General features: G+C 72.0%; 21 protein-coding genes and 3 tRNA genes. 13 read left to right on the top strand and 11 right to left on the bottom strand.

The genetic code is table 11. The features are described from left to right. Positions 1-6: 6 nt before the first annotated feature. Positions 7-327, bottom strand: a complete 321-nt coding sequence (locus tag BLT23_RS05535) for a hypothetical protein (RefSeq protein ID WP_143035831.1) — start codon at positions 325-327, stop codon at positions 7-9. Between the two features lie 155 nt (positions 328-482). Here BLT23_RS05535 and BLT23_RS05540 point away from each other — a divergent pair, with 155 nt between their 5' ends. From BLT23_RS05540 to BLT23_RS05565, 6 genes are all read left to right on the top strand, one after another. Beyond that, complete coding sequence (locus tag BLT23_RS05540; protein WP_090046258.1) at positions 483-728, top strand: hypothetical protein; 246 nt, start codon at positions 483-485, stop codon at positions 726-728. A gap of 127 nt (positions 729-855) precedes the next feature. Next, entirely contained in the window at positions 856-1,494 is a 639-nt protein-coding gene (locus BLT23_RS05545) for a ScbR family autoregulator-binding transcription factor (protein ID WP_090046260.1), read from the top strand. A 130-nt stretch (positions 1,495-1,624) separates the two neighbouring features. Beyond that, positions 1,625-1,697: transfer RNA gene (locus tag BLT23_RS05550), tRNA-Glu, on the top strand. A 48-nt stretch (positions 1,698-1,745) separates the two neighbouring features. After that, positions 1,746-1,819, top strand: a tRNA-Asp gene (locus tag BLT23_RS05555). A gap of 16 nt (positions 1,820-1,835) precedes the next feature. Then, positions 1,836-1,909 (top strand) — tRNA-Phe (locus BLT23_RS05560). A gap of 110 nt (positions 1,910-2,019) precedes the next feature. Further along, positions 2,020-2,772 (top strand): alpha/beta fold hydrolase, encoded by a 753-nt coding sequence (locus BLT23_RS05565; RefSeq protein WP_176946615.1) that lies wholly within the window; start codon positions 2,020-2,022, stop codon positions 2,770-2,772. Here the strand turns inward: BLT23_RS05565 and BLT23_RS05570 are convergent. Beyond that, a complete protein-coding gene (locus BLT23_RS05570) occupies positions 2,762-3,460 on the bottom strand; it encodes a protein phosphatase 2C domain-containing protein (RefSeq protein WP_090046263.1) in 699 nt (232 codons plus the stop codon). The genes BLT23_RS05565 and BLT23_RS05570 overlap by 11 nt on opposite strands. Positions 3,461-3,521: 61 nt before the next feature. Between BLT23_RS05570 and BLT23_RS05575 the strand changes: the two genes are divergently transcribed. Further along, on the top strand, positions 3,522-3,734 hold the full coding sequence (locus BLT23_RS05575; protein WP_090046264.1) for a helix-turn-helix domain-containing protein: 213 nt from the start codon (positions 3,522-3,524) through the stop codon (positions 3,732-3,734). Further along, on the top strand, positions 3,731-4,255 hold the full coding sequence (locus BLT23_RS05580) for a Clp protease N-terminal domain-containing protein (RefSeq protein WP_090046266.1): 525 nt from the start codon (positions 3,731-3,733) through the stop codon (positions 4,253-4,255). The genes BLT23_RS05575 and BLT23_RS05580 overlap by 4 nt, the downstream gene beginning before the upstream one ends. On the opposite strand, the gene yczE is transcribed toward BLT23_RS05580, so the two are convergent. Next, the gene (gene yczE, locus BLT23_RS40565) at positions 4,206-4,859 is read right to left on the bottom strand and encodes a membrane protein YczE (RefSeq protein ID WP_176946616.1); all 654 of its coding nucleotides are present in this window, start codon (positions 4,857-4,859) and stop codon (positions 4,206-4,208) included. The genes BLT23_RS05580 and yczE overlap by 50 nt on opposite strands. A gap of 61 nt (positions 4,860-4,920) precedes the next feature. On the opposite strand from yczE, the gene yczR reads away from it, so the two are divergent. Next, a complete protein-coding gene (yczR, locus tag BLT23_RS05590) occupies positions 4,921-6,357 on the top strand; it encodes a MocR-like transcription factor YczR (RefSeq protein WP_090046267.1) in 1,437 nt (478 codons plus the stop codon). Positions 6,358-6,654: 297 nt separating this feature from the next. Here the strand turns inward: yczR and BLT23_RS05595 are convergent, their stop codons facing one another. The 5 genes from BLT23_RS05595 to BLT23_RS05615 all read right to left on the bottom strand — a co-directional run bounded on the left by BLT23_RS05595 (position 6,655) and on the right by BLT23_RS05615 (position 12,972). After that, on the bottom strand, positions 6,655-7,737 hold the full coding sequence (locus tag BLT23_RS05595) for a hypothetical protein (RefSeq protein ID WP_090046269.1): 1,083 nt from the start codon (positions 7,735-7,737) through the stop codon (positions 6,655-6,657). Between the two features lie 842 nt (positions 7,738-8,579). Continuing rightward, on the bottom strand, positions 8,580-10,811 hold the full coding sequence (locus tag BLT23_RS05600) for a CHAT domain-containing protein (RefSeq protein ID WP_090046271.1): 2,232 nt from the start codon (positions 10,809-10,811) through the stop codon (positions 8,580-8,582). Next, complete coding sequence (locus BLT23_RS05605) at positions 10,808-11,167, bottom strand: hypothetical protein (protein ID WP_090046272.1); 360 nt, start codon at positions 11,165-11,167, stop codon at positions 10,808-10,810. The genes BLT23_RS05600 and BLT23_RS05605 overlap by 4 nt, the downstream gene beginning before the upstream one ends. Next, complete coding sequence (locus tag BLT23_RS05610) at positions 11,164-11,694, bottom strand: RNA polymerase sigma factor (RefSeq protein WP_090046274.1); 531 nt, start codon at positions 11,692-11,694, stop codon at positions 11,164-11,166. Before BLT23_RS05610 ends, BLT23_RS05605 begins: the two co-directional genes overlap by 4 nt. A gap of 114 nt (positions 11,695-11,808) precedes the next feature. Beyond that, a complete protein-coding gene (locus BLT23_RS05615) occupies positions 11,809-12,972 on the bottom strand; it encodes a pyridoxal phosphate-dependent aminotransferase (protein WP_090046276.1) in 1,164 nt (387 codons plus the stop codon). A gap of 80 nt (positions 12,973-13,052) precedes the next feature. Between BLT23_RS05615 and BLT23_RS05620 the strand changes: the two genes are divergently transcribed. Next, the gene (locus BLT23_RS05620) at positions 13,053-14,249 is read left to right on the top strand and encodes a DUF445 domain-containing protein (RefSeq protein WP_090046884.1); all 1,197 of its coding nucleotides are present in this window, start codon (positions 13,053-13,055) and stop codon (positions 14,247-14,249) included. Here BLT23_RS05620 and BLT23_RS05625 read toward each other — a convergent pair. Beyond that, complete coding sequence (locus tag BLT23_RS05625) at positions 14,222-14,719, bottom strand: CGNR zinc finger domain-containing protein (RefSeq protein WP_245743665.1); 498 nt, start codon at positions 14,717-14,719, stop codon at positions 14,222-14,224. The genes BLT23_RS05620 and BLT23_RS05625 overlap by 28 nt on opposite strands. A gap of 85 nt (positions 14,720-14,804) precedes the next feature. On the opposite strand from BLT23_RS05625, the gene BLT23_RS05630 reads away from it, so the two are divergent. Genes BLT23_RS05630 through BLT23_RS05640 form a run of 3 tightly spaced genes read left to right on the top strand, consistent with a single transcriptional unit; the run spans position 14,805 to position 18,237 of the window. Next, positions 14,805-15,329, top strand: a complete 525-nt coding sequence (locus BLT23_RS05630) for a PadR family transcriptional regulator (RefSeq protein ID WP_090046279.1) — start codon at positions 14,805-14,807, stop codon at positions 15,327-15,329. After that, positions 15,326-16,000, top strand: coding sequence for an ABC transporter ATP-binding protein (locus BLT23_RS05635; RefSeq protein ID WP_090046281.1), 675 nt, complete (start codon positions 15,326-15,328; stop codon positions 15,998-16,000). The genes BLT23_RS05630 and BLT23_RS05635 overlap by 4 nt, the downstream gene beginning before the upstream one ends. 5 nt (positions 16,001-16,005) lie before the next feature. Continuing rightward, positions 16,006-18,237: an ABC transporter permease gene (locus BLT23_RS05640; RefSeq protein ID WP_143035832.1), complete on the top strand. Its 2,232-nt coding sequence runs from the start codon at positions 16,006-16,008 to the stop codon at positions 18,235-18,237. Here BLT23_RS05640 and BLT23_RS05645 read toward each other — a convergent pair. Continuing rightward, positions 18,173-20,191 (bottom strand): NACHT domain-containing protein, encoded by a 2,019-nt coding sequence (locus tag BLT23_RS05645; protein WP_245743667.1) that lies wholly within the window; start codon positions 20,189-20,191, stop codon positions 18,173-18,175. The genes BLT23_RS05640 and BLT23_RS05645 overlap by 65 nt on opposite strands. A 92-nt stretch (positions 20,192-20,283) precedes the next feature. Further along, on the bottom strand, positions 20,284-21,351 hold the full coding sequence (locus tag BLT23_RS05650; protein ID WP_090046284.1) for a methyltransferase domain-containing protein: 1,068 nt from the start codon (positions 21,349-21,351) through the stop codon (positions 20,284-20,286). Positions 21,352-21,416 lie beyond the last annotated feature (65 nt).

The raw sequence follows: 21,416 nt of genomic DNA on the forward strand, positions 1-21,416 counted from the left end.
GACGTTCTACTGAGGACCGCCGGTTTCCCGCTCGTCCGCGGCAGTCTCGGCCTGCTCGTCCGCCGGGGTCTCGGTCTGGGCCTCGCCCTGGTTGTCGAGCTTCTGGATGTTCTTCTCGATCTGGTCGACCAGGTCGTCCAGTCCGGCGAGCATCTTGTCGAGCTCGGCCATGCGGGAACCGAATGCCGACTCGATGTCGTTGTCGATGGTGTCGAGGTCGATTCCGCTGATCGCCTTGAAGACCTCCTGGGGGTCCACCTCAGGGGGTGACTGGGACGCGTTTGGGCCCTCCGCTGCGGGGGAAGGCTCCGGCGTGGGGTCGGTCATGGGGTCCATCATCCCCTGGCTCGCTCTCCACCAGGCAGGCGCCGCACCAGTACGGAAAGTAACGCTGGGTGTCGGTGGAATCACTCTGCGGGGGGCTGCGGCTGTTGTCCCAGGTCGCTTAGCCTCTCGCCACACCTCAAGTCGGGGAGGGTGCCATGAGCGGGTCACTGGAAGTGCGGAAGTTCCTGTTCGCGCAGGACGAGAGCATGTCGCGGCAGGGCGGGCCGAGTGTGCCGGCCCAGCGCAGCGGAGAACCCTCGCGGATCTCCGACGAACAGGTCCACCGGGCGCGGCTCTCCGTCGCGCGAAGCGCCCTGGGCGCGGAGGACTGCCGGATGCTGCTCGACATGCTGGGCCTGTCACCGGGCGAGGACGGCGGTGCGCCTCCCGTGCAGCGGTGAGGCGGCCGCGAACGCGGAAACGGCCCTGTCGCGAGACGCGCACCCCCCGGAGCGCGTCTCCCGGACCAGGGCCGCATCCCGAAACATACCCACGGGTCTCTTTCGCGGCAACGGCTAACCTGAACCCATGCCCCAGCAGGACCGGGCGTACGCGACCCGGGAGGCGATCCTCCACGCCGCAGCGGAGGAGTTCGACCGTCTCGGCTACGACCGCACGTCGCTGACGGCCGTGCTCGCGCGCGCCGGGCTCACCAAGGGCGCCTTCTACTTCCACTTCCCCTCCAAGGAAGCGGTCGCGAACGCGCTCGTCGAGCGGCAGGACGAGGTGTGGTCGCAGGTGCGCGAGTCGTGGCGCGGCCGCGGCCTCGACCCGTTGACCACCTTGCGCGGCCTGTTCACCGAGTCCGCCGAACGGATGTCGGCCGACGTCGTGCTGCGCGCGGGCGTGCGCTTGAACGCCGAACGGGAGATCGGCTATCCGGGGGTCCCGAGCGCGCACGTGCTGTGGGAGAAGCTGATCGGCGCCTACCTCGCCGAGGCGGCCGAAGGCGGGCACCTGCGCACCGGCGTCGACCCGGAGGCCGTCGCGCGCACGTTGTGCGGAGCCGCCATCGGTGCCCGGCTGATCTCGTCGGCGACGACGTCCTGCGGTGATTTGCCGGCGCGGATGCGCGAGCTGCTCGACCACGTTCTGGCGGGCGTCGCGACCTCCGCCGGGAAGTTGTCTGGATCACAAAGTGCGTCCGAACGGGCCTCCGGGCCGTGAACAGGCGTTTGTTGATCGGGACGATGGTGCCGGGAGGCGGGTTTGAGCAGGTCAGCGCATAAGTGGGCCCCCCGTTTTGGAGGTGCGTGGACCTATGGCATATGCTTACGATGCTTCCAGAGACCAGCTAGTCCCCATCATCTAGCGGCCTAGGATCCCGCCCTTTCAAGGCGGTCGCGCGGGTTCGAATCCCGTTGGGGGCACGCAGTAAAAAGCAGTAGATGCAGTACGGTAGGATAAGTTCACAGCAAGGCCCAGTGGCGCAGTTGGTTAGCGCGTCGCCCTGTCACGGCGAAGGTCGCGGGTTCGAGTCCCGTCTGGGTCGCTTCATTCAGTTTCATGGCCAGGTAGCTCAGTTGGTACGAGCGACCGCCTGAAAAGCGGTAGGTCGGCGGTTCGACCCCGCCCCTGGCCATACCTTCTTGGCAAGACATGCGGAAGACCCCCGGTTCGCCGGGGGTCTTCCGCATTTGCGGGCTCTTTCGGATTTTCGCTTCAGCGCCGGCCACGCGGATAATCGCGGAGATGAAGCTGCTCACCGTCACCCCGTCCGGCGCGCAGGTCGCTTTTCTCGACGTCGGCGCCCGTGACGCACCCGCGTTCGTCTACCTCGGTGGTCTCGGCCTGGCGAGCTCCGTCACGTTCGCGCCGGTGATCGGCCATCCCGCGGTGGCGGGCCGGGGCCGGCACGTGGTGGTCGACCTGCTCGGCAGCGGCTGGAGCGACCACGACGACGCGTTCACGCACACGATCGAAGACCACGCGTCGGTCGCGGCGGCGGTGATCGACGCCCTGGGGCTGCGCGGGGTCACGCTGGTCGGGCACTCACTGGGCGGGTCGATCGCGATCAGCCTGGCGACGCAACGCGCGGACCTCGTCGGCGAGCTGGTGGTGGCGGAGCCGAACCTCGATCCCGGCGTCGGCACGATGTCGGCCCGGATCGCGAGCTACGACGAGGACGCCTTCGCCGCGGGCGGCGTGCGGGACCTGGTCGAGCCGGGCGACACGTCGATGGGCGCGCGCACGTTGCGCCGCTGGTCACCGCGCGGCCTGCACCGCACGGCGGTGTCGCTGCTGGCCGAACGGCCGGTCACCTTCCGCGCGCAGCTCACCGCGCTGTCCGTGCCGAAGCGGTACATCTCCGGTGAGCTGTCCGGTGAGGACCTGGACGCCTTGCGCGCCACCGGTTGTGCGGTGCGGGTCGTGCCTCGCGCCGGGCACCTGATGATGGACGACAACCTGGACGGGTTCGCGGAGGCGCTGACCGTCAGGTCGTGAGCCGGACGATCGCCTGGTCGTCGTAGGTCTTGTGGCGGGGCCACCGGCGGTGGTCCGCGTCAGCGCGCTCGGCCTCCCGGACGCGGTCGAGCACGTCGTCGAGCGGCAGCTCCGCCAGGTCCTCCCACGAGAAGAGCCCGTACTCCAGCACGCCGCACGAGACACCGTCGGTGAGGACGACGACCTTGTCCACCTCGGCTCGGGACCAGCTCGCCGTCACGGCCTGGTGCCCGGCCTCGGGGTCGGCCTCCGCGACCCACCACCCGCCCGGTTTGTTCTTCCACGCCAGGATGTCCGGCTGCGCGCGCAGGTCCGCGAGCCGGGTGTCCTCCAGCACGTGGGTCGACTGTCCAAACGCGACCACCGGGGTGTCGCAGAGCACGAGCGCCTCGATGCGCTCGTCGTTCCACCGCACGATCGACGCGGTCGCGGACGGGGAGTCGCCCGGGACAAGTCCGTGGCGCACAGCCAAGTTCTCGATGGCTTGCGCCAGAACGACCGTCAGCGGTCCTGAGTCGACCAGCCGGACGAGCTCGTCGGCGAGCTGGGTCGCGTACCAGCCGCCGTTGCGCTCGGGCGGGCGACGGGAGGTGACGCCGTCCAGGACGACGACGGCGTTGGCCGTGACCCGGACGCGGTCCTCGGAGAGTCGTCCCGGAGCAGGGCGCTCAGCGGTCTCGATCTTCACCTCGCCACCGTACGTGTCAACTTGGGTTGACGAACTCGCGTTGTCAACGTAGGTTGACATCATGACTGAGGCAACGGATCTCGCCACGGCGGCGGGGGACCGGGACCCGAAGGTGGGGTTGCGGGCCGTCAGCGCCCTGAGGCGACTTTTGGAACACCTGGAAGCGGTCCAGGTCCGCAGCGCGCGGGCCCAGGGCTGGTCGTGGCAGGACATCGCGGCGGAGCTGGGCGTCTCCCGCCAGGCGGTGCACAAGAAGCACGGGGGGCGAGGATGATCGCGGAACGGTTCACCAGAGAGGCCCGCGAGGCGGTCAAGGCCGCGGTGCGGGAGGCGGAGGAGACGCACGCCGCCGAGGTCGGCGTGGAGCACCTGCTGCTGGCGTTGCTCGACGCGCCGGTGCTCGCGGGGTTCGACCTGCCGCGTGACGAGCTGGTCGCGGCGTTCCGCGACTACCGGCGCAAGGGCGGGCTCACCAAGGCCGACGCGGAAGCGTTGCGGGGCTTGGGGATCGACGTCGACCAGGTGATCGACTCGGTCGAGCAGTCGCTCGGGGCCGGTGTGCTGCGGCCGGGTCCGCGCCGGCGGTGGTTCGGGATGCCGCTGGAACCGGCCTCCAAGAAGGCGCTGGAGAGGTCGTTGCGCGAGGCGCGGGACCTCCGCCACAACTACCTGGGCACCGAGCACATCCTGATGGCTCTGTTGCAGGGCAGCGGGATCGTGGCGGAGGTGCTGACCGAACGCGGCGTCACGTACGAGGAGATTCGCAAACGGGCCGCGAGCGCTCGCGCCACGTGAGCGCGGGCAGGAACAGCTGCGAGAGCGGGCCGATGCCGAGCGCGTAGAGGACCGTGCCGATGCCGATCGTGCCGCCGAGCAGCCAGCCGGTGCCCAGCACGACCACCTCGACCGCGGTCCGCGTGAGCCGCAGGGACACGCCGGTGCGGCGGCAGAACCCGGTCACCATGCCGTCGCGCGGGCCCGTTCCGAGGCGTGACCCGACGTACGCGGCGAACGCCACGGCGTTGAGCACGATGCCCAGCGTCATGAGGGTGATCCTGGCGAGGAGCCCTTCGGGGGCGGGCAGCAGCGCGAGCGTCACGTCGACGCTGACCGCGATGAGCACGACGTTGCCCACGGTGCCGATGCCGGGCTTCTGCTTCAGCGGGATCCACGTCAGCAGCACCAGGACGCCGGTGATCGCGGTGATCACGCCGAAGCTCAGCCCGGTGTGCTTTTCGAGTCCCTCGTGCAGCACGTCCCACGGGTTGAGGCCGAGGGTCGCGCGGATCTGCATGGCCATGCTCGCGCCGTAGAGCCACAGTCCCGCGACGAGCTGGGGGACGCGGCGGGCGGGGGCGACGCGGACGGAGACCTGGTCGAGTGCGGTCAAGGTGGCCATGCGGCCATCCTGCGCTTCGATTGGCCTGGTAATCCATAGCCACTTCGGGATAATTGGCCTCATGCTCCCACCAGGTGGACGTATCTCCGGTGCCCGGCTCGCGAAGCTGCTCGGCTCGTGGCACCGAGGGGTGCCCCGGCAGTGCTCGGCGGATCTCGTGACGGCGATGAAACTGCTGGTCGCGGACGGGCGGCTGCCGGTCGGCACCCGGCTGCCGTCCGAACGCGAGCTCACCGAGGTGCTGCCTGTGAGCCGCACCACCATCACCGCCGCGCTCGACCAGCTCCGGGCCGAGGGGGTGGTGGAGTCGCGGCGCGGGGCCGGGTCGTGGGTCAGCGGGCCAGTCGGCGCGGGCGGGGGGATCACCGTCGCCGACGACACGCTGATCGACCTGTCCCGCGCCGCGCCCGCCGCGCTGCCGTCGGTCCGGCACGCGATGGAGGTCGCGATGGCCGCGATGCCGGAGCACCTCACGTCGCACGGGTACGACGAACGGGGGCTGCCGCTGCTCCGGCAGCGGATCGCCGACCGGTACACGGCCCGCGGGCTGCCGACCTCGCCGGAGCAGATCGTGGTGACCTCGGGTGCGCAGCACGCCTGGGCGCTCGTGCTGCGGCTCTTCGTCGGCCCCGGCGACCGGGTGCTCGTGGAGCAGCCGGGCTACCCCAACGCGCTGGAGGCGGTGCGGGCGTCGTTCGGCGTCCCCGTCCCGGTGCCGATGCTCGGTGACGGCTGGGACGTCGACGGGTTCGAGGCGGCGCTGCGGCAGGCGGGCCCCCGGCTGGCCTACCTGATCCCGGACTTCCAGAACCCGACGGGGCTGCTCATGTCGTCCGGGACGCGGGAGGCGCTCGCCGCCGTCCTGCGCAAGGCCCGCACCCCGCTGGTCGTCGACGAGACCCTGGCCGAGCTGTCCCTGGACGACTCGCCGCCACCGTTGCCGATGGCCGCGTTCGGCGGCGACTCGGTGGTGACGCTCGGGTCGGCGAGCAAGTCGCACTGGGGCGGCCTGCGGATCGGCTGGATCAGGGCGTCGGCCGAGATCGTGCACCGGTTGCTCACCACGCGGGCGGCCATCGACCTGGGCACGCCGGTGTTCGAGCAGCTCGTGCTGGCCGCGCTGCTGGAGTCGCCGGAAAGCGCGCTCCGGCAGCGGCGCGAGGAGGCGCGGATGCGCCGCGACGTGGCGGTCGAGGCGCTGCGCGAGCACTGTCCACAGTGGAGTTTCACGGTGCCGGCGGGCGGTCTCGGCGTGTGGTGCGTCCTCGACGCCCCGGTCAGCACGCGGATCGCCGTCGTCGCGCGGAACCACGGCCTGCGGCTCGTGCCGGGACCCCGGTTCGCGGTGCACGGAGGGTGCGAGCAGATGCTCCGAGTGCCGTACACGCAGTCGCCCGAAGTGCTCCGCGAGGCGATCGGCCGTTTGGGCGTGGTCGCCGCATCCGTTGTGGGTACTGGGTTTTCGGCCGAAGCCGACCTGGCGTCGCCGGTCGCCTGACATGCGTCGGCCCGGTCTCCCGCAGCGGTGGAGACCGGGCCGACGAACTTGCCAACGAGAGCCCTGCGGCGGGGAACGTCCCAGGGATTGACGTCCCCCGTCCGCAGGTTTCCCGTGTGGTCCGAGGCTGCGGGGGCAGCGCGGCACTCGGACCAGCCCCGACCTGCCAGGGCGCGGTTGGCAGGTCGGGAAGACTGGGGGTTCCTTGCGTACAACGGGAAATGTGGTGCGGAGTTACTGGTGCGACGGCACGAGACGGTCACGAATCGCGCAGAGGACAGACTTGTCCTGTCGAACTCAGTCGGGTGACGTTGCGGGAAGACCGGGAATGCTGCCCGGCACAGTGCCGTCGCGCCGCTCCTCGACCGACCACGTGGTGGCGGGGAAGAGCGAGTTCTGCGACGTCAGGACGGCGAGCACGCCGCGCGTGCCGCCGGAGTTGTCCGTGTGACCGGACGGCGCGGAAGCCGTCGCGGTGACGGGTGCCTGCTGCGGCACGGGAAGCGGGGCAGCGGGCCGCGGGGTGGACCAGGTGAGGTCGCTCGCCGGCGCGGGCTCGGCCCGCACGGGTGCGGGCGGCGGAGTGAACGTGACGGACGGCGGCGCGACGACCCGCTCGACCGCCGTGGCGGCCGGCGCGGGCGGAGGCGGAGGGGGCGGCGGCTGGGCGAGGGCGAGCTTCGCGGCCTTCCTGGCGGCGCGGAGCTGGGCCTTGGCCTGGACCACCTCGGGCGGCGCCTGGTTGGAGACGCTGCCGGAGCGCGAGTTGCCCAGCGTGCCACCGCTGAAGTCGAGGGCGGGACCCTCGTCGTACGGGCCGGTTTCGGGACGGCTGACGGCCGGCGGCACCACCACGGGCGGCACGACCGCCGGGACGACCACCACGACGGGCGGGGTGAGCCTCGCCGGTGCGGTCTGGGCGGCGACGTCGGCGGAGAGGGCGGTGGCCCAGCCGGCGGGGTCGTCGAGGAGCGACGGCGCCGCGGCGGGGACGTCCGGGACGGGGATCTGGATCGCGTCGGTGCCGACGGGGGCGGTGTCCGCGCTGCCGGTCTCGGCGAGGGGTGTGGTCTCCGCCGGTGCCGCGTTGTCCGTGGTCGTCCCGCCAGCCGAAGGCCCGGCACTCGAGGTCACGGCAGTGGAAGGCCCGGCGGTGAAAGGCCCAGAGGTCGAGGGCCCGGCGGTGGAGGGCAGGGCGGACAGGCCCGGGACGGCCACCGCGGTGTTCCCGGCGGGCGTGTCCTGGGGGCTCTGCGCGGTGGTGCTCCCGGCGACCACCTCGGCGGCCGGTGGCACCTCGCCGGGGCTCGCGGACGCGCCGGTCCCGGTCAGCAGCCAGGCCGCGGCGGTGAACCCGCCGAGGGCAGCGACCCGCAGCAACAGTGCACGAGCTCCACCGCGCGCCACAGGATCACCCCCCGTCCACCGTTCAGGTCACCGCCAACGCACAGCGTCGTCGGAGGTCGACGTCGAGCTATGTCTAGCACTGGTTGGTGGCTTTGCGAACCACCTCGGCGCGAAACACTCGGAAGGGCGGTCTCGTGCGGCTGTCCGTGTCGCCCTGATCAGGTGCGAACACCGTCTGTGTCGTCATCGGATCGAGTGACTTTGCGGTCCGGTCCGCTGTGGACCGTGTCGCGGCGCGGGATGGTGTCCGATGTGGACGCGCCCCAACAGGTCAACAGCCTTTCTGAGCTGGCCGATCACGCCGCCCGAGCGCTCGGCCCGGTACACGTGCACGATCGCGCGGGACCGAACGAGTGCCTGCTCCGTTCGGGGGAGCTGATCGTGCTCCCGGCGGAGGCACCCACTGTGCGCAAACGCTTGCGAGGCGTCTACTCGCACGAGGAGGTCGTCGCAGGTGCGATCCGGATGTTCCTCAAACCCCCCGAACGGGTAAGGGTCGTGGACATCGCCAGGGAGGTCGGCGCGACGCCGAACCACGTCCACCTCAGCTGCCCGATCATGATCGGCACCTCCCGCCCGGTCGTCGGCGAACGGCTGCCGGACCTGCTCGGTGAGGGCACCGTCGCGTTGCTGGACACCTGCCTCGACGCCGCGCACGGCTCGCTGGTCGCGGGCGTGCTCCGGCACCACGGCGCCACGGTCCGGCCGTTCCCGGTCCTGACGCCGTCCGGCTTCGGCGACGACCTGACCCTGGCGTCCGCCCTGCGCGCCACCCGCGACCTGCCGGTCGTGCTGGTCTCCTCCGGCACCTACTCCTACGACGACCGGTGCCCGCCGGTCCTCGCGTCGGCCGGGGGCAACGTCGTCGCGGCGGCGGGCAACGGTGCCTCGTCCCGGCCGTGGTGGCCCGCCGCCCTTCCCGCCGTGACGGCCGTGGGCGCCACCGCGCCGTTCTCGAACCACGGGCCGTGGGTGGACGTGGTCGCCGACGGGGTCGACGTGCCGGCGTCGGTCGGGGCGGACCAGCTGCTGTGCACCGGGACGTCGTTCGCGGCCGCGCTGCACGCCGCGACCCTGGTCCCGGTGCCGTAGCAGCTGAAGCCGAGGTGGGCGACGGCCCGTGCGGCCTCGGCGGGGTGGTCCAGCAGCCGGTGGACCTCGGCCATCGCCGGTCCGGCCAGTGCGTCCGGCACCGGCAGGACGCCCGCGATCACGGTCCGGCTGCCCGCGTCGAGGAACGCCCTGGCGAGCCCCGACTCGCACGCCGACAGCACGACGACCTCGGGCGGGTTTTTGATCCGCGCGATGTCGTAGCCGTAGAGCGGGCCGTCCCGGAGTTCGAGGTGCGAGAACAGCGGGTTGCCGGGGTGGACGTGCCCGTGCGCGGCGATGTGGGCGATCCCGGCGCCCTCGAGCCCGCGCAGGGTCGACTCCACGGTGGGAACGAGGACGTCTCCGCCGTGCTCGCGGCGCAGCGCGGTCACCTCCTCGTGCCGCAGGCGCGGACCCGTGACCCACACCCGCCTGCCGCCGCGGCTCGACGGCCGCCAGTGCCGCAGTGACGGCAGGACGTGGACGCGTCCGAAGGCCGCCCACGGCATGGCGTGCAGCACGCCGTCCGGGATCACGACGACCTCGTCCGCCTCCGGCAGGAGGTCGGTGGTGACGGGTCGCCCGGCCCGCAACGCCAGCCGCGCGGTGCGGACGAGCTCGGCCGGGTCGGGAACGACGCGCAGCCGGGCGCGTCCGCCGACCAGCGTCACGGCCGTCATCCGTCCTTCGTGGACGATGAAGCTGACGAGCGGAAGTTCCGGCGGCACCGGCGTTTCCGGAGTTGTCCGGTGCCGGGCGAGCGTGAGTCTGCGGACGTCGCGCTCCAGCGCTTCCAAGGGCAGGCCGAACGCCCGTGCTCGCCGCAGTTCCGCGAGGGCTCGTGCCAACGCGGGATCGTCGGGTGGCAGGGGCGTCGACGTCCGGTGCTGTTCCGACCAGTGCAGCACCTCGCGCGCGGTCCGTGCCAGGCCCAGCGCGTGCGCGGTGAGCTCCCGGCGCGGCCAGTCGCCGTGGTGCTCGTCGAGCAGGCGGAGTCCGGCGCGGCACGCCGCCAGCGCACCCCGCCGGTCCGACCGCCGCGCCTGCGCGAGCCAGCCGAGCGCCCGCGTGCGCACGGGACCGCGGAACCGGTGTGCCGCAACGGCGTCGAGCTTTCCGGCGGCCAGCATGAACTCCACGTCCTCGCCGCCCAGCCGCAGCGCGGGTCCCGGATCGCCGTCGCGCAACGCGCACCGCGCGTTCAACGCCGCCAGTCCGGGCACGTGCCGGTTGCAGCGGCGCAGCAGTTGCTCCGCGGGCGCCAGCACCCGCCGCGCCTCCGCGGTGAGCCCGGCCGCGAGCAACGCCTCCGCCCGGTCGACGAGCGCCTCCGGTTTGCTCGCCGAGTCGAGCCCGGCCTTCGCCGCGTCCTCGTACCGGCGCAGCGCCAGGGACAGGTCGCCCGCGAGCATCGCGACGAACCCCCTGTTGTGCAGGCACATCGCCGCACGTCCGTGCTCACCGATGGCCTGCGACAGGGTCTGCGCCGCCGCGAAGTCCCGTTCGGCGGCGTCGAGCCTGGTCACGGCGCACCGCGCGATCCCGCGCCCGACCAGCGCGTTGGCCAGCCAGCGCTGGTCGCCGTAGCGCTTCAGGTCCCTGATCACGGCGGTCAGCTCGGCGATCGCGAGCAGCGGCGACTGGCACAGGTGCAGCCCGCGCAGGCAGCGCGCCCGCGCGAGCTCCGGCCCGCGCAGGTGTGGCGCGGCGAGGTCGAGGTGCCGCAGGCTCTGCTCGCGCCGCCCCCGGTCCAGCTCGATCCACGCGAGGGTGAGGTGGAACCGCGCCTGGCCGGTGAGCCGCAGCCCGCGCCGCGCGAACCGGGCGGCGACGTCGAGGTGGCCCAGTTCGGCGTGGGCGACGCCGAGGTCGTGGAGGGCGTCCGCGCGTTGCGCCTTCGTGCCCCTGACCTCGGTCGACGCGATGGTGGCCCGGGGATCGGCCGTGGCGCTCACGCGACGAACCAGCCGGTGGTCAGGCCCAGCCCGGGCACGGTCACGCACGCCGGTCCTGCCGGAACGTCGGCGCGGAACCAGCCTTCGGCGTCCGGTCGCAGCACCTCGACGGAGTGCGGCGTGCGGACCTCGACGGACCCGCTCGCCTCGTCCAGCACCCCGGTCAGGCGGCCGGGGTCGAGCTGCAGGTACAGCCGGCCACCGCCCGCGTGGAACACGAGCTGCCGCGACGGCCCGCGCACAGGTTCTTGGACCGGCTCCATGGGGATGAGCCCGGTGGGCCGCGGCACGAACACCGGCGGCGGGGCGTCGGTGCGGAACAGGTCGGCCAGCTCGTCGAGCAACGGGTCCCTCACCGCAGCGCCTCCAGCTTCCGCCGCAGCTCGGCGAGGCAGCGGCTGCGCGTGGAACCAACGCTCCCCACCTTTATCCCCAGGGCGTCGGCAACCTGTGCATAACTCAGCTCCGGGCTGTGGGCAGCTATCCGCAGGAGCTGTTGACACCGCTCGCTCAAGGTCATCAGCGCGCCCCAGAGCCGACGCTGCCGGTCGTGCGTGACCGCCACCTCGTCGGGTGCGGGGAGGACCGACTCCGGCTCCCACAGGTCGAACGGCACCTCTCGCCCGCGCGTCCGCAGCACGGTGATCGACTGCCGGGTGGCGGTACGGACCAGCCAGACGCCCAACGCCTCGGGCTGACGCAGCCTGGTGAGGTGTTCGGCCAGGCAGAGCCATGTGCACTGGTACACGTCAGCCGCGTCGGCGTGGCTCAGCCGGAACGATCTGGGCACCGACCAGACGAGGCGCGAGTAGCGTTCGACGAGCGCGTCCCAGCCGCACGAGCCGGACCGCCAGCCGACGAGGACCTCCGTGTTCGATTCCATGCCAGTGGGAGTCGAACTTGACCTTGGAGGCTCCCCAACTCACCCGAAAGTGAATTGTCCACAGGTGTGGAGAAACTCATCCACACCTGTGGACAACCCAGGGCTTGTGGACAACTACAGCTTGTGGAGACGCTCCACGGCCTCGTCGATCACCGCGTCCTGCTTGCAGAACGCGAACCGGATGAGGTGCTTCCAGTCGTCCGGGTGGTCGGTGAACACCTGCACCGGCACCGCCGCGACCCCGATCTTCGCGGGCAGGTCCCGGCACAGCGCCAGCCCGTCGCTGTACCCCAACGGCCGGACATCGGCGCAGATGAAGTACGTGCCCTCCGACGACCGCACCTCGAACCCGGCCGCACGCAGCCCCTCGGCCAGACGCGCGCGCTTCGACGCCAGCGAGTCCCGCAACGACGTCACCCAGTCCAGCTCGGCCGTCAGCGCGTGCGCGACCGCGGGCTGGAACGGCGCCCCGCCCACGAACGTCATGAACTGCTTGGCCGCCCTGATGGCCCCGATCAGCTCGGCGGGCCCGCACGCCCAGCCGATCTTCCAGCCGGTGCAGTTGAACGTCTTGCCCGCGCCCGAGATCGACAGCGTCCGCTGCGCCATCCCCGGCAGCGAGGCGAGCGGGATGTGGACGAGACCGTCGAACACCAGGTGCTCGTACACCTCGTCGGTGATCGCCAGCAGGTCGTGCTCGACGCACAGCGCCGCGATCGCTTGCAGCTCCTCCAAGCGGAACACGGTGCCGGTCGGGTTGTGCGGCGTGTTGACGAGAACCGCCTTGGTCCGCGGCGTCACGGCCGCCCGCAGCGCGTCGACGTCCAGCGCCAGCCGCCCCGACTCGTCCTCCCGCAGCCCCACCGTCACCCGCGTCGCACCGGCCATCGCGACCGACGCGGCGTAGGAGTCGTAGTACGGCTCGATGAGGATCACCTCGTCACCGGCCTCGACCAGCGCCAGCAACGAGGCCGCGATCGCCTCCGTCGCCCCGACCGTCACGAGGACCTCGGTGTCCGGGTCGTAGGTGAGCCCGTACCGGGCCCGGTGCGCGGCGACGGCCCTGCGCAACACCGGCATGCCGGGGCCGGGCGGGTACTGGTTCACCCCCGACGCGATGGCCGACTGGGCGGCCGCGAGCATCGACTCCGGACCATCGGTGTCGGGGAAGCCCTGACCGAGGTTGACGGCGTCGTGCTGCACGGCCAGCGCCGTCATCTCCGCGAAGATGGTCGACGTGAACGGCTGCAACCGGGGAACTAGCGCTGGTACCCGCACAACGCAGGATCTTCACGGACAATGGACCTGTGGAGCAACTGACCGCCGCTGACCAGCAGAAGCGCACCGACCTGCGCAAGATGAAGCTCGTCGCCACGAGCTTCCTCGCCGGCGCGACGGTGATCTTCTTCGCCACCCACCTCTTCGAGGGCGCCTGGGTCGGCTACGTCCGGGCCGCCGCGGAGGCGGGCATGGTGGGCGCGCTCGCCGACTGGTTTGCCGTCACGGCCCTGTTCCGCAGGCCGCTGGGGCTGCCGATCCCGCACACCGCGATCATCCCCGAGCGCAAGAACATGTTCGGGCAGACGCTCGGTGACTTCGTGGGCGTCAACTTCCTCAGTCCCGAGGTGGTCCAGGACAAGCTGCGGCGGGCGGGCATCGCCGAGCGGGCCGGGGCGTGGCTCAAGCAGCCGGAGAACGCCGAGCGGATCACGAACGAGCTGGCGAACGTGCTCAAGGGTGCGATCACGGTGCTCAAGGACGACGTGGTCCAGGCGGTGGTGGAGCAGGCGGTCGTCAAGCGGGTCACGGAGCAGCCGTGGGGACCGCCGCTGGGCAAGCTGCTGGGGCAGGTGCTGACCGACGGCGCGCACCACAAGCTGGTCGACCTGATGTGCGACCGGGCCTACGAGTGGGTGCGGGACAACCACGACAAGGTCAGCCTGATCGTCTCGGACCGCGCGCCGACGTGGTCGCCCAAGTTCGTGGACGCGATGCTGGGCGACAAGGTGTACACGGAGCTGGTCAACTTCGCGTGGGCGGTGAAGACGGACGTCAACCACCCGATGCGGCTCGCCGTCGACCAGTTCCTGCTGGAGTTCTCCGCGGACATGCAGAGCGACCCGGCGACCATGCAGCGCGCCGAGCAGGTCAAGCACCAGGTGATCAACCACCCGGACGTGCAGAAGCTGATCAGCAGCGCGTGGGGCACGGCCAAGAAGATGCTGATCGAGGCAGCCGAGGACCCGTCCAGCGAGCTGCGCCGGCGGGTGACGCAGGGGCTCGTCACACTTGGCACGAACCTCACCGACGACCCGCGGCTGCGCGCCAAGGTCGACGGCTGGCTGGAGCAGGCCGCCGGGTACGTCGTGAGCAACTACCGGGCGGAGATCACCACGCTGATCACGGACACGGTCGAGCGCTGGGACGCGGAGGAGACCTCGCGCAAGATCGAGCTGCAGGTCGGCAGGGACCTGCAGTTCATCCGCATCAACGGCACGGTGGTCGGTGCGCTCGCCGGTCTGGTGATCTACACCGTGGCCAACGCGCTGTTCTGATGCGCGTTCTGGGCGCGCGTCCGTTTTCGGAACGTGCGGGCCTTCTCGCGGTTGCCGCAGACCTGCATCGAGCACCAGGTGCGCGAGCGGTTGCGGGAGCGGTCGAAGAAGGCCCGCCCGCAGTCCTCGGCCGGACAGATCTTGAAGCGTTCCCAGGACCCCAGCACCGCGAGGCGGGCGGAGGCGGCCAGCACGGCGCCCAGCGCGTCCGAGCTCGACAGCACCGGGACGCCGTCGGTGAGCTCGATGTGCACCACGCCCGCGGCCGTCTGCGGGCCTGACGACCCCTCGATGGACGACCTCAGCGCCGCACGGGCCGCGCGTGCCTGCGCGATGTCACCGCTTCGTCCGAGGCCGCGCTCGGTCACCCACGCGCGCCAGGAGGCTTCACTGTCCAGTACGTGTCGAGTGTTCAGGAAGCCGAGCAGCAGCTCGACGTCGTGATCCCAGCCGACAGTCAGACCAGTCACCCCACCACTGTAGGCGCCACGGCGGTCACCCGTCAGCGCATCGAGGAATACACCGTGTGTATACACCGTGTGTATAGTGCTCCTCATGTCGATCGGACACGCACTGCTGGGCCTGCTCGAGGGCGGTCCAAGGCACGGGTACGACCTGAAGCGCGCCTATGACGAGCGCTTCGGTCAGGACCGGCCGTTGCACTACGGGCAGGTGTACTCGACCCTGTCGAGACTGCTGAAGAACGGTCTCGTGACCGACGCCGGCGTGGAGGCGGGTGACGGTCCCGAGCGCAAGCGGTACGCCATCACCGACGCCGGGGTCACCGACGTCGAACGCTGGCTCTCCACCCCGGAGAAGCCGGAGCCGTACCTGCAGAACACGCTCTACTCGAAGGTGGTGCTGGCGCTGCTGTCCGGCCGCGGCGCCACCGAGGTGCTGGACGCGCAGCGGTCGGCTCACCTCACCGCCATGCGCGAGCTGACCAGGCGGAAGGCGGACGGCGACCTCGCCGACCAGCTCATCTGCGACTTCGCGCTGTTCCACCTGGAAGCCGACCTGCGGTGGCTGGAGCTCACGGCCGCCCGCATCGACCAGCTGGCCGCGGAGGTCACGCGATGAGCCTGGTGAAGGCCGAGGGCCTGTTCAAGTCGTTCGGCAAGACCCGCGCGCTCGACGGCGCGGACATCACGATCCGCGCGGGCGAGGTCGTGGCGATCATGGGGCCGTCGGGCTCCGGCAAGTCCACGCTGCTGCACTGCCTCGCCGGCATCATGCCGCCGGACAAGGGCACCGTGATGTACCGGGACCAGGACCTGACCGCCATGGGCGACAGCGCCCGCAGCGAGCTGCGCCGCACCGAGTTCGGGTTCGTGTTCCAGTTCGGGCAGCTCGTGCCGGAGCTGACGTGCGTGGAGAACGTGGCGCTGCCCCTGCGGCTCAGCGGTGTGAAGCGCAAGCAGGCCGAACGGGCCGCGCTGGACTGGCTGGCCAAGCTGGAGGTCGACACCGTCGCCGACCAGCGCCCCGGTGAGACCTCCGGCGGTCAGGGGCAGCGTGTCGCCATCGCCCGCGCCCTGGTCACCGGCCCGAAGGTGATCTTCGCCGACGAACCGACCGGCGCGCTCGACTCGCTGAACGGCGAGCGCGTCATGCACCTGCTCACGACGGCGGCCCGTGACACGGGCGCGGCGGTCGTGCTCGTCACGCACGAGGCGCGGGTCGCCGCCTACTCCGACCGCGAGGTCGTGGTCCGCGACGGTCGGGCGCGTGACGTGGAGTTCGCACGGTGAACCGGGTGTTCGCAGACCTCGCCCTCGGGGTCCGGCTGGCCGTCGGGGGCAGCCGGAAGTCCTGGGTGAGGCTCCTGCTCCAGGGCGTCGGGATCGGGCTGTGCGTGGCCGTGCTGCTGCTCGCCGCGTCGGTCCCGACCGCGTTCGGCAACCGCCAGCAGCGCGAGGAGGCGGCCGGTCCCGTCACCACCGAGTCGGCGGACGCCCCGCTGCTGGTGGAGAACGGGTCGGTGGCGTTCCGCGACGACAACGTGCGCGGGATGTACGTCCGGGTGCTCGCTCCCGGCGCGCCCAAGCCGCCCGGTGTGGAGAGGCTCCCCGCCGACGGCGAGATCCTCGTGTCGCCCGCGCTCGCGGAGCTGCTCGCGAGCCGGGAGGGCGAGCTGCTCAGGCCGCGGTTCCCGCAGAAGGTCGTCGGCACGATCGGGGACGAGGGGCTGGAGAGTCCCTCCCAGCTGAGGTTCCTCGCGGGCGACGGGAAGATCGAACCCGCGGAGGACAACCGGGTCAGCGGGTTCGGCAACGCCGAGTACGGCGAGGGGCTGCCCGAGGTGATGCTGCTGCTCAGCATCGTCAGCGCGGTCGTGCTGCTGTTCCCGGTGCTCGTGTTCGTCAGCGTCTCGGCCAGGCTCGCCGCCGCGCAGCGCGACCGCAGGCTGGCGGCGTTGCGGCTGGTGGGCGCCGGTGCGACCAGGGTGCGGCTGATCGCGTCCGGGGAGGCGCTGGCCGGTGCCGTGGTGGGGCTGGTCATCGGGTTCGGGCTGCTGCACGCGGTGCGGCCGTTCGTCGGTGACATCCCGATCTCGCAGCTGGCGTTGTTCCCGGCCGACGTCGTGCCGACGCTGCCGCTGACGCTCGTCGTGGTCGTCGCCGTGCCCGCGCTGGCCGTGCTGACCTCGGTGTTCGCCATGCGCCGGTTGATCATCGAACCGCTCGGCGTCGTGCGGGAGCAGAAGCCGGTGCGGCGCAGGCTGTGGTGGCGGGTCGTGCCCGCGCTGGGCGGCGCGGCGTTGCTGGCGAGCCAGGCCGGCCTGTTCGGGTCGGGGTCGAAGCCGAACGACGCCGTGGTCGTCGGCGGTGTGGTGCTGCTGCTGTTCGCCATCCCGGCGTTGTTGCCGTGGCTGGTCGAGCGGGTCGTGTCCGGCACGCGGGGCGCCACCCCCGCCTTGCAGCTGGCCGTGCGCCGGTTGCAGCTCGACGCGGGAACGGCGGCGCGCGTCGTCGGTGGCGTGGCGGTGGTGCTCGCCGGTGTCGTGACGCTGCAGATGATCTTCGCGACCGCGGAGAGGGAGGTGCGGGGAGACCGGGCGGCCAGCGCGGACGTCAAGCACCTCACCGTCGACGTGAGCGGGAACGCCGACCTGCCGCAGCTGCCGGGCGTCTTGGCCGGGGTCAAGGGGGTGGTCGACGTGCAGGAGCTCACGTCCACCTACGCCGTGGGGCCCGAACGGCAGCACTTCGCGGTGAAGATCGGGTCGTGCGACGCCCTCCGGCTGAGCACCGGGATCGGGAGCTGCGCGGACGGTGACGTGTTCGTCGTGCCACCGGCCTCCGCCGAGTGGGGCACCGTGCAGACCGGCGACACGATCGCCCTGGGCAAGGCCCGCGTCCCGTGGACCGCTCCCGAGGTGAAGCAGGCGGCGGGCAACGACACCGGCCTGTACATCACCTCCGCCGCGGTCGCCGGGATCGGCCTCACCGGCGAGCTGAAGGAGGTCCAGGCCGAGGTGGACCTGGCGGTCCCGGACGTCGTGGAGCACGCGCGCAACGCCATCGCGCCGTACGGCTGGCGCGTGCACACCTACTTCGGCGGCGAGGACATCTCGGACCGCGTCGAGGAGTCCTTCTCCCTCGTCCGCAACGCCCTGTACGGGGCCGCGCTGGTGACCTTGCTGCTCGCCGCGGCCTCGTTGCTGGTCGTGGGTCTGGAGCAGGTGCGGGAACGGCGGCGTCCGCTCGCGGCCATGGCGGCGAGCGGCATCCCCCGCAGCACGCTCGCGTGGTCCCTGGTGTGGCAGAACGCCATCCCGCTGGTGCTCTCCACCGTCGTGTCGGTGGCCACCGGTGTCGTGCTGGGGGCGCTGGTCGCGCGCGTGCTCGACGGCGAGGTGGTCTTCGACTGGGCGGGGACGGGTCTCGTCACGGCCGTGTCGGTGGGGATGGTCGCGCTGGTCACCGTTGCGACGTTGCCCTCGCTGAGAAGAGCGACCGGAGCGCTGGGCCTTCGGACCGAGTAGCCGCGACGTGCTCTGCCAGGCGGTCCTGTACCAGCCCGTGCCGGAACTGGTAGCAGGCTCCCGCCCGGCAGAGCACGCCGAGCTTGCGCGAGTCCTCCAGGAAGACCATCAGCTCCCACGGCAGCTTCCCCCGCAGCGCCAGCCAGATCCGCGCGACGGTGAACCACCACCAGCGCAGGTGCAGCACGGCGAGCGCGAACCCGAGCATCAGCCCGGACGCGAGGCCCAGCCCCACCATCCCGGTCTGGGCGGGACCGAACACCAGTGCCGCCGCCGAGCCGAACACCACGGCCAGCACGAGAGATCCGGTCCACACCGCGACTCGGTCGCGCGACATAGTCCACTGTGGACTGGAGGCTTGCGACAGCTCGGCCGAGCTCGACAGCGCGAACCGCAGCGCGACCGCCACCGCGAGACCGAGACCGACCACGAGCCCGGCGGACAGCCCGTACAGCGCGCCGAAGACGAGCCCGGCGGCCAGCCCCAGCACGCCGGGGACGAGCAGCAGGCTGCGCCAGATCCCCAGGCGCGGCTTGACCTCCCGCTCCCGTGACGCCGACAGCGCGGCGGCGCCGACGGCGGCTCCCGCGACGAGGCCGGTGACCGGCGCGAGCTTCGGCGTGATCGAGTAGGCCATCAGCCAGGCGACGCCGAACCCGCCGATCGCGCCCAGCACCAGCGCGCCGAGCAGCGCGAGCCACGTCGTGCCCACCGACCGGCGCAGCTCCCACCAGGCCAGCTCGCGCAGGCCGCGTTCGCGCATCTCGTGCGCGAGGAACTCCAGCCAGCGGCGCGCCCTGTCCCGCGGCCACACCTGCGAGGCCCTGGCGTGGTGCGCGAACGCGCGGTTGCCGTACGCCCGCGAGACCAGCTCGTCGCAGAGGTGGTCGGAGATCGCCCGCGCGCCGGGGAACCGGCCGCGGTCGAGCAGCTCGGTCGGCTCCGCCTCGCCGCCGGCGTAGACCATGCTCGCCAGCCACATCGTGAGCGGCGTGGACAACGCCTCCGCGAGCCTGCCGTCCGGTTCCTCGCGCAGCTGGATGAACACCGGCTCCCACCGCGCCGCGCCCCAGCTGTCCGCGCTGTTGCGCAGGTAGGCGGCGACCTCGTCGAGGTCGAGCGGCGCCAGTTCGACCACGTCGGCACCGGGCACCGGGCCCGCCGCGCGCACGGCCTGGGCGAACTCGGCCGTGCGGCTGGTCAGCACGAGCGGCCGGTTCGCCGGGAACGCCTTGGTGATGCGGGCCAGCGCGTCCGCGCGCTGGTGGCCGGGGATGTCGTCGAACCCGTCCAGCACCGGCAGGACCAGCTGCTGCTCGACCAGCAGGTCACCCGCGTAGCTACCGTACAGCTCGGTGTTGCGCAGCGCGGGGTGGTCCTCGTAGAGCCTGCGGGTGAGCCACGTGCGGATGTCCTCGGCCGCCGGGTCCCACGTCGACAGCGGCAGCAGGACCGGCACCATGCCGCCGGTGTACCGGTCGAGCAGCCCGCACGTCAGCAGCATCGCGACGGTCGTCTTGCCGGTGCCCGCCCCGCCGAGGAACACCATCCGCCGGTTGGCCTGCCGTTCGAACGCGCCGACGACGGCGTCGCTGCGGCCGGGTGGTGCGGGCCGTTCGTCGCTCAGGTCCTGCTCGGTCGCCGTCCAGTGCAGGTCGAGCAGGTCGGGCTCGGTGAGGCCGCGCGAGCGCACCTCCTCGTTCCACTGCGCCTGAAGGCCGACCGCGAGGGCGCGGCAGGCGACGTCGAGGTGCTCGTCCGTGCTCAGCGCGGCGTTGTGCCGGCGCCGGACCCACGGGTCGAGCAGCGCCAGGAACCCCAGGAACGCCACGGCGAGCACGAACAGCCACAGGTCCGGGTCGATGCCGTCGCCGGTCACGAAGAGACCGGCCGCCGTGAGCACCGCGGTCAGCACGCAGCCGGTCAGCAACGCCCGCTGACGGAATCTGGACATGCTTCGCATCATGGCGCACCGCGCGAGTCCCCGGCCGGTTCGGCGACCCGTGTCGTGACCTCCAGTTGCCGATCACAGTTGCGCGCGGGCGCTCACAGGGGCCAGCGCCGCTCGCCGAGCGTCAGGAACTGGCCGCCGGGGCGCACGGAGATCCCGAACTCCCGTCGGCGTGGTTCGCCCAGCGCGCGCCACTCGGTGAGGGCCCGCTCCGCGTCGTCCCACAGCCGCCGCGGCCCGCCCTGGTCGACGTGCGCGCCGCGGTGGCGCACCCAGGAGCCGTCCGGGTGGGCGAGCCAGTCGCGGCCGGCGACGACGCCGGGCAGCGCTGTGCCCGCGAAGAACTCGAACGGGCTCGCCGGGTTGACGACGGTGGCCATCCGCAACGTCGTGGGGCCGCGGTCGAACGGGCCTTCGCCCGCCGAGGCGGGCGGGCTCGCGTGGGCGCGCAACGGCATGAACCGGCCGTCCTCGGCCAGCACGCGGCCCTCGCCGGTGCCGTCGCCGTTCGACGTGACCACGACGAGCCCCGCGCCGATCGGGCGGTGCAGCGTCGTGACGACCAGGCCGCCGGGACGGCACTGCTCCAGCCAGGCGGGCGGGATCGTCGCGACGGAGCACGTCGCCAGCACCCGGTCGTACGGGGCGCGCGCCGGATGGCCGAGCGCGCCGTCGCCCGTGCCGCAGAACGGCTCGAAACCGTTGTGCCGCAGCCGTTCGCGCGCCCGGCGGGAGATGTCCGGGTCGACGTCGACCGTCGTCACGTTCGCGGCACCCGCGACGTGGCAGAGCAGTGCCGCGTTGTACCCGGTGCCGGTGCCGATCTCCAGCACCCGCTGTCCGCTGTGGACGTCGAGCGCCTCCAGCATGATCGCCATGATCGTCGGCATGCTCGACGAGCAGGTGGGTGTGCCGCCGGTCACCGTGTCGTCGCCGTCGAACTGGGTAACCCAAACGCGGTCGGCGTAGACCAGGCGCAGCCAGTCCGGGTGCTCCGCGGTGACCCGTTCCCAGTCGCCGTCGTGCAGCTGGCGGTAGAAGTGGGGCAGGAAGCCGTGTCGTGGCACGGTCCGGAAAGCCTTGTGCCACCGGGGATCGCGCAGCGCGCCGGTGTCGCGCAGGTGGTCGGCGAGCTCGGTGCGCAGCGCCTCGGCGTCGTCCACGTCATCTCCACGGGTCGCCTCCACGGTATCCCTGTGGCGGAGCCCACGCAGCAGTTGCTAGCAGG

The organism is Lentzea fradiae (assembly GCF_900100955.1).
In the GTDB taxonomy this organism is placed as follows: domain Bacteria; phylum Actinomycetota; class Actinomycetes; order Mycobacteriales; family Pseudonocardiaceae; genus Lentzea; species Lentzea fradiae.

Excerpts from the sequence above, each read along its gene's own strand:
- BLT23_RS05545 (WP_090046260.1), top strand. The coding sequence starts at position 856 with ATGCCCCAGCAGGACCGGGCGTACGCGACCCGGGAGGCGATCCTCCAC.
- BLT23_RS05565 (WP_176946615.1), top strand. The coding sequence starts at position 2,020 with ATGAAGCTGCTCACCGTCACCCCGTCCGGCGCGCAGGTCGCTTTTCTC.
- yczR (WP_090046267.1), top strand. The coding sequence starts at position 4,921 with ATGCTCCCACCAGGTGGACGTATCTCCGGTGCCCGGCTCGCGAAGCTG.
- yczE (WP_176946616.1), bottom strand. The coding sequence starts at position 4,859 with ATGGCCACCTTGACCGCACTCGACCAGGTCTCCGTCCGCGTCGCCCCC.
- BLT23_RS05620 (WP_090046884.1), top strand. The coding sequence starts at position 13,053 with ATGAAGCTCGTCGCCACGAGCTTCCTCGCCGGCGCGACGGTGATCTTC.
- BLT23_RS05575 (WP_090046264.1), top strand. The coding sequence starts at position 3,522 with ATGACTGAGGCAACGGATCTCGCCACGGCGGCGGGGGACCGGGACCCG.
- BLT23_RS05630 (WP_090046279.1), top strand. The coding sequence starts at position 14,805 with ATGTCGATCGGACACGCACTGCTGGGCCTGCTCGAGGGCGGTCCAAGG.
- BLT23_RS05645 (WP_245743667.1), bottom strand. The coding sequence starts at position 20,191 with ATGTCCAGATTCCGTCAGCGGGCGTTGCTGACCGGCTGCGTGCTGACC.
- BLT23_RS05535 (WP_143035831.1), bottom strand. The coding sequence starts at position 327 with ATGACCGACCCCACGCCGGAGCCTTCCCCCGCAGCGGAGGGCCCAAAC.
- BLT23_RS05540 (WP_090046258.1), top strand. The coding sequence starts at position 483 with ATGAGCGGGTCACTGGAAGTGCGGAAGTTCCTGTTCGCGCAGGACGAG.
- BLT23_RS05610 (WP_090046274.1), bottom strand. The coding sequence starts at position 11,694 with ATGGAATCGAACACGGAGGTCCTCGTCGGCTGGCGGTCCGGCTCGTGC.
- BLT23_RS05580 (WP_090046266.1), top strand. The coding sequence starts at position 3,731 with ATGATCGCGGAACGGTTCACCAGAGAGGCCCGCGAGGCGGTCAAGGCC.
- BLT23_RS05635 (WP_090046281.1), top strand. The coding sequence starts at position 15,326 with ATGAGCCTGGTGAAGGCCGAGGGCCTGTTCAAGTCGTTCGGCAAGACC.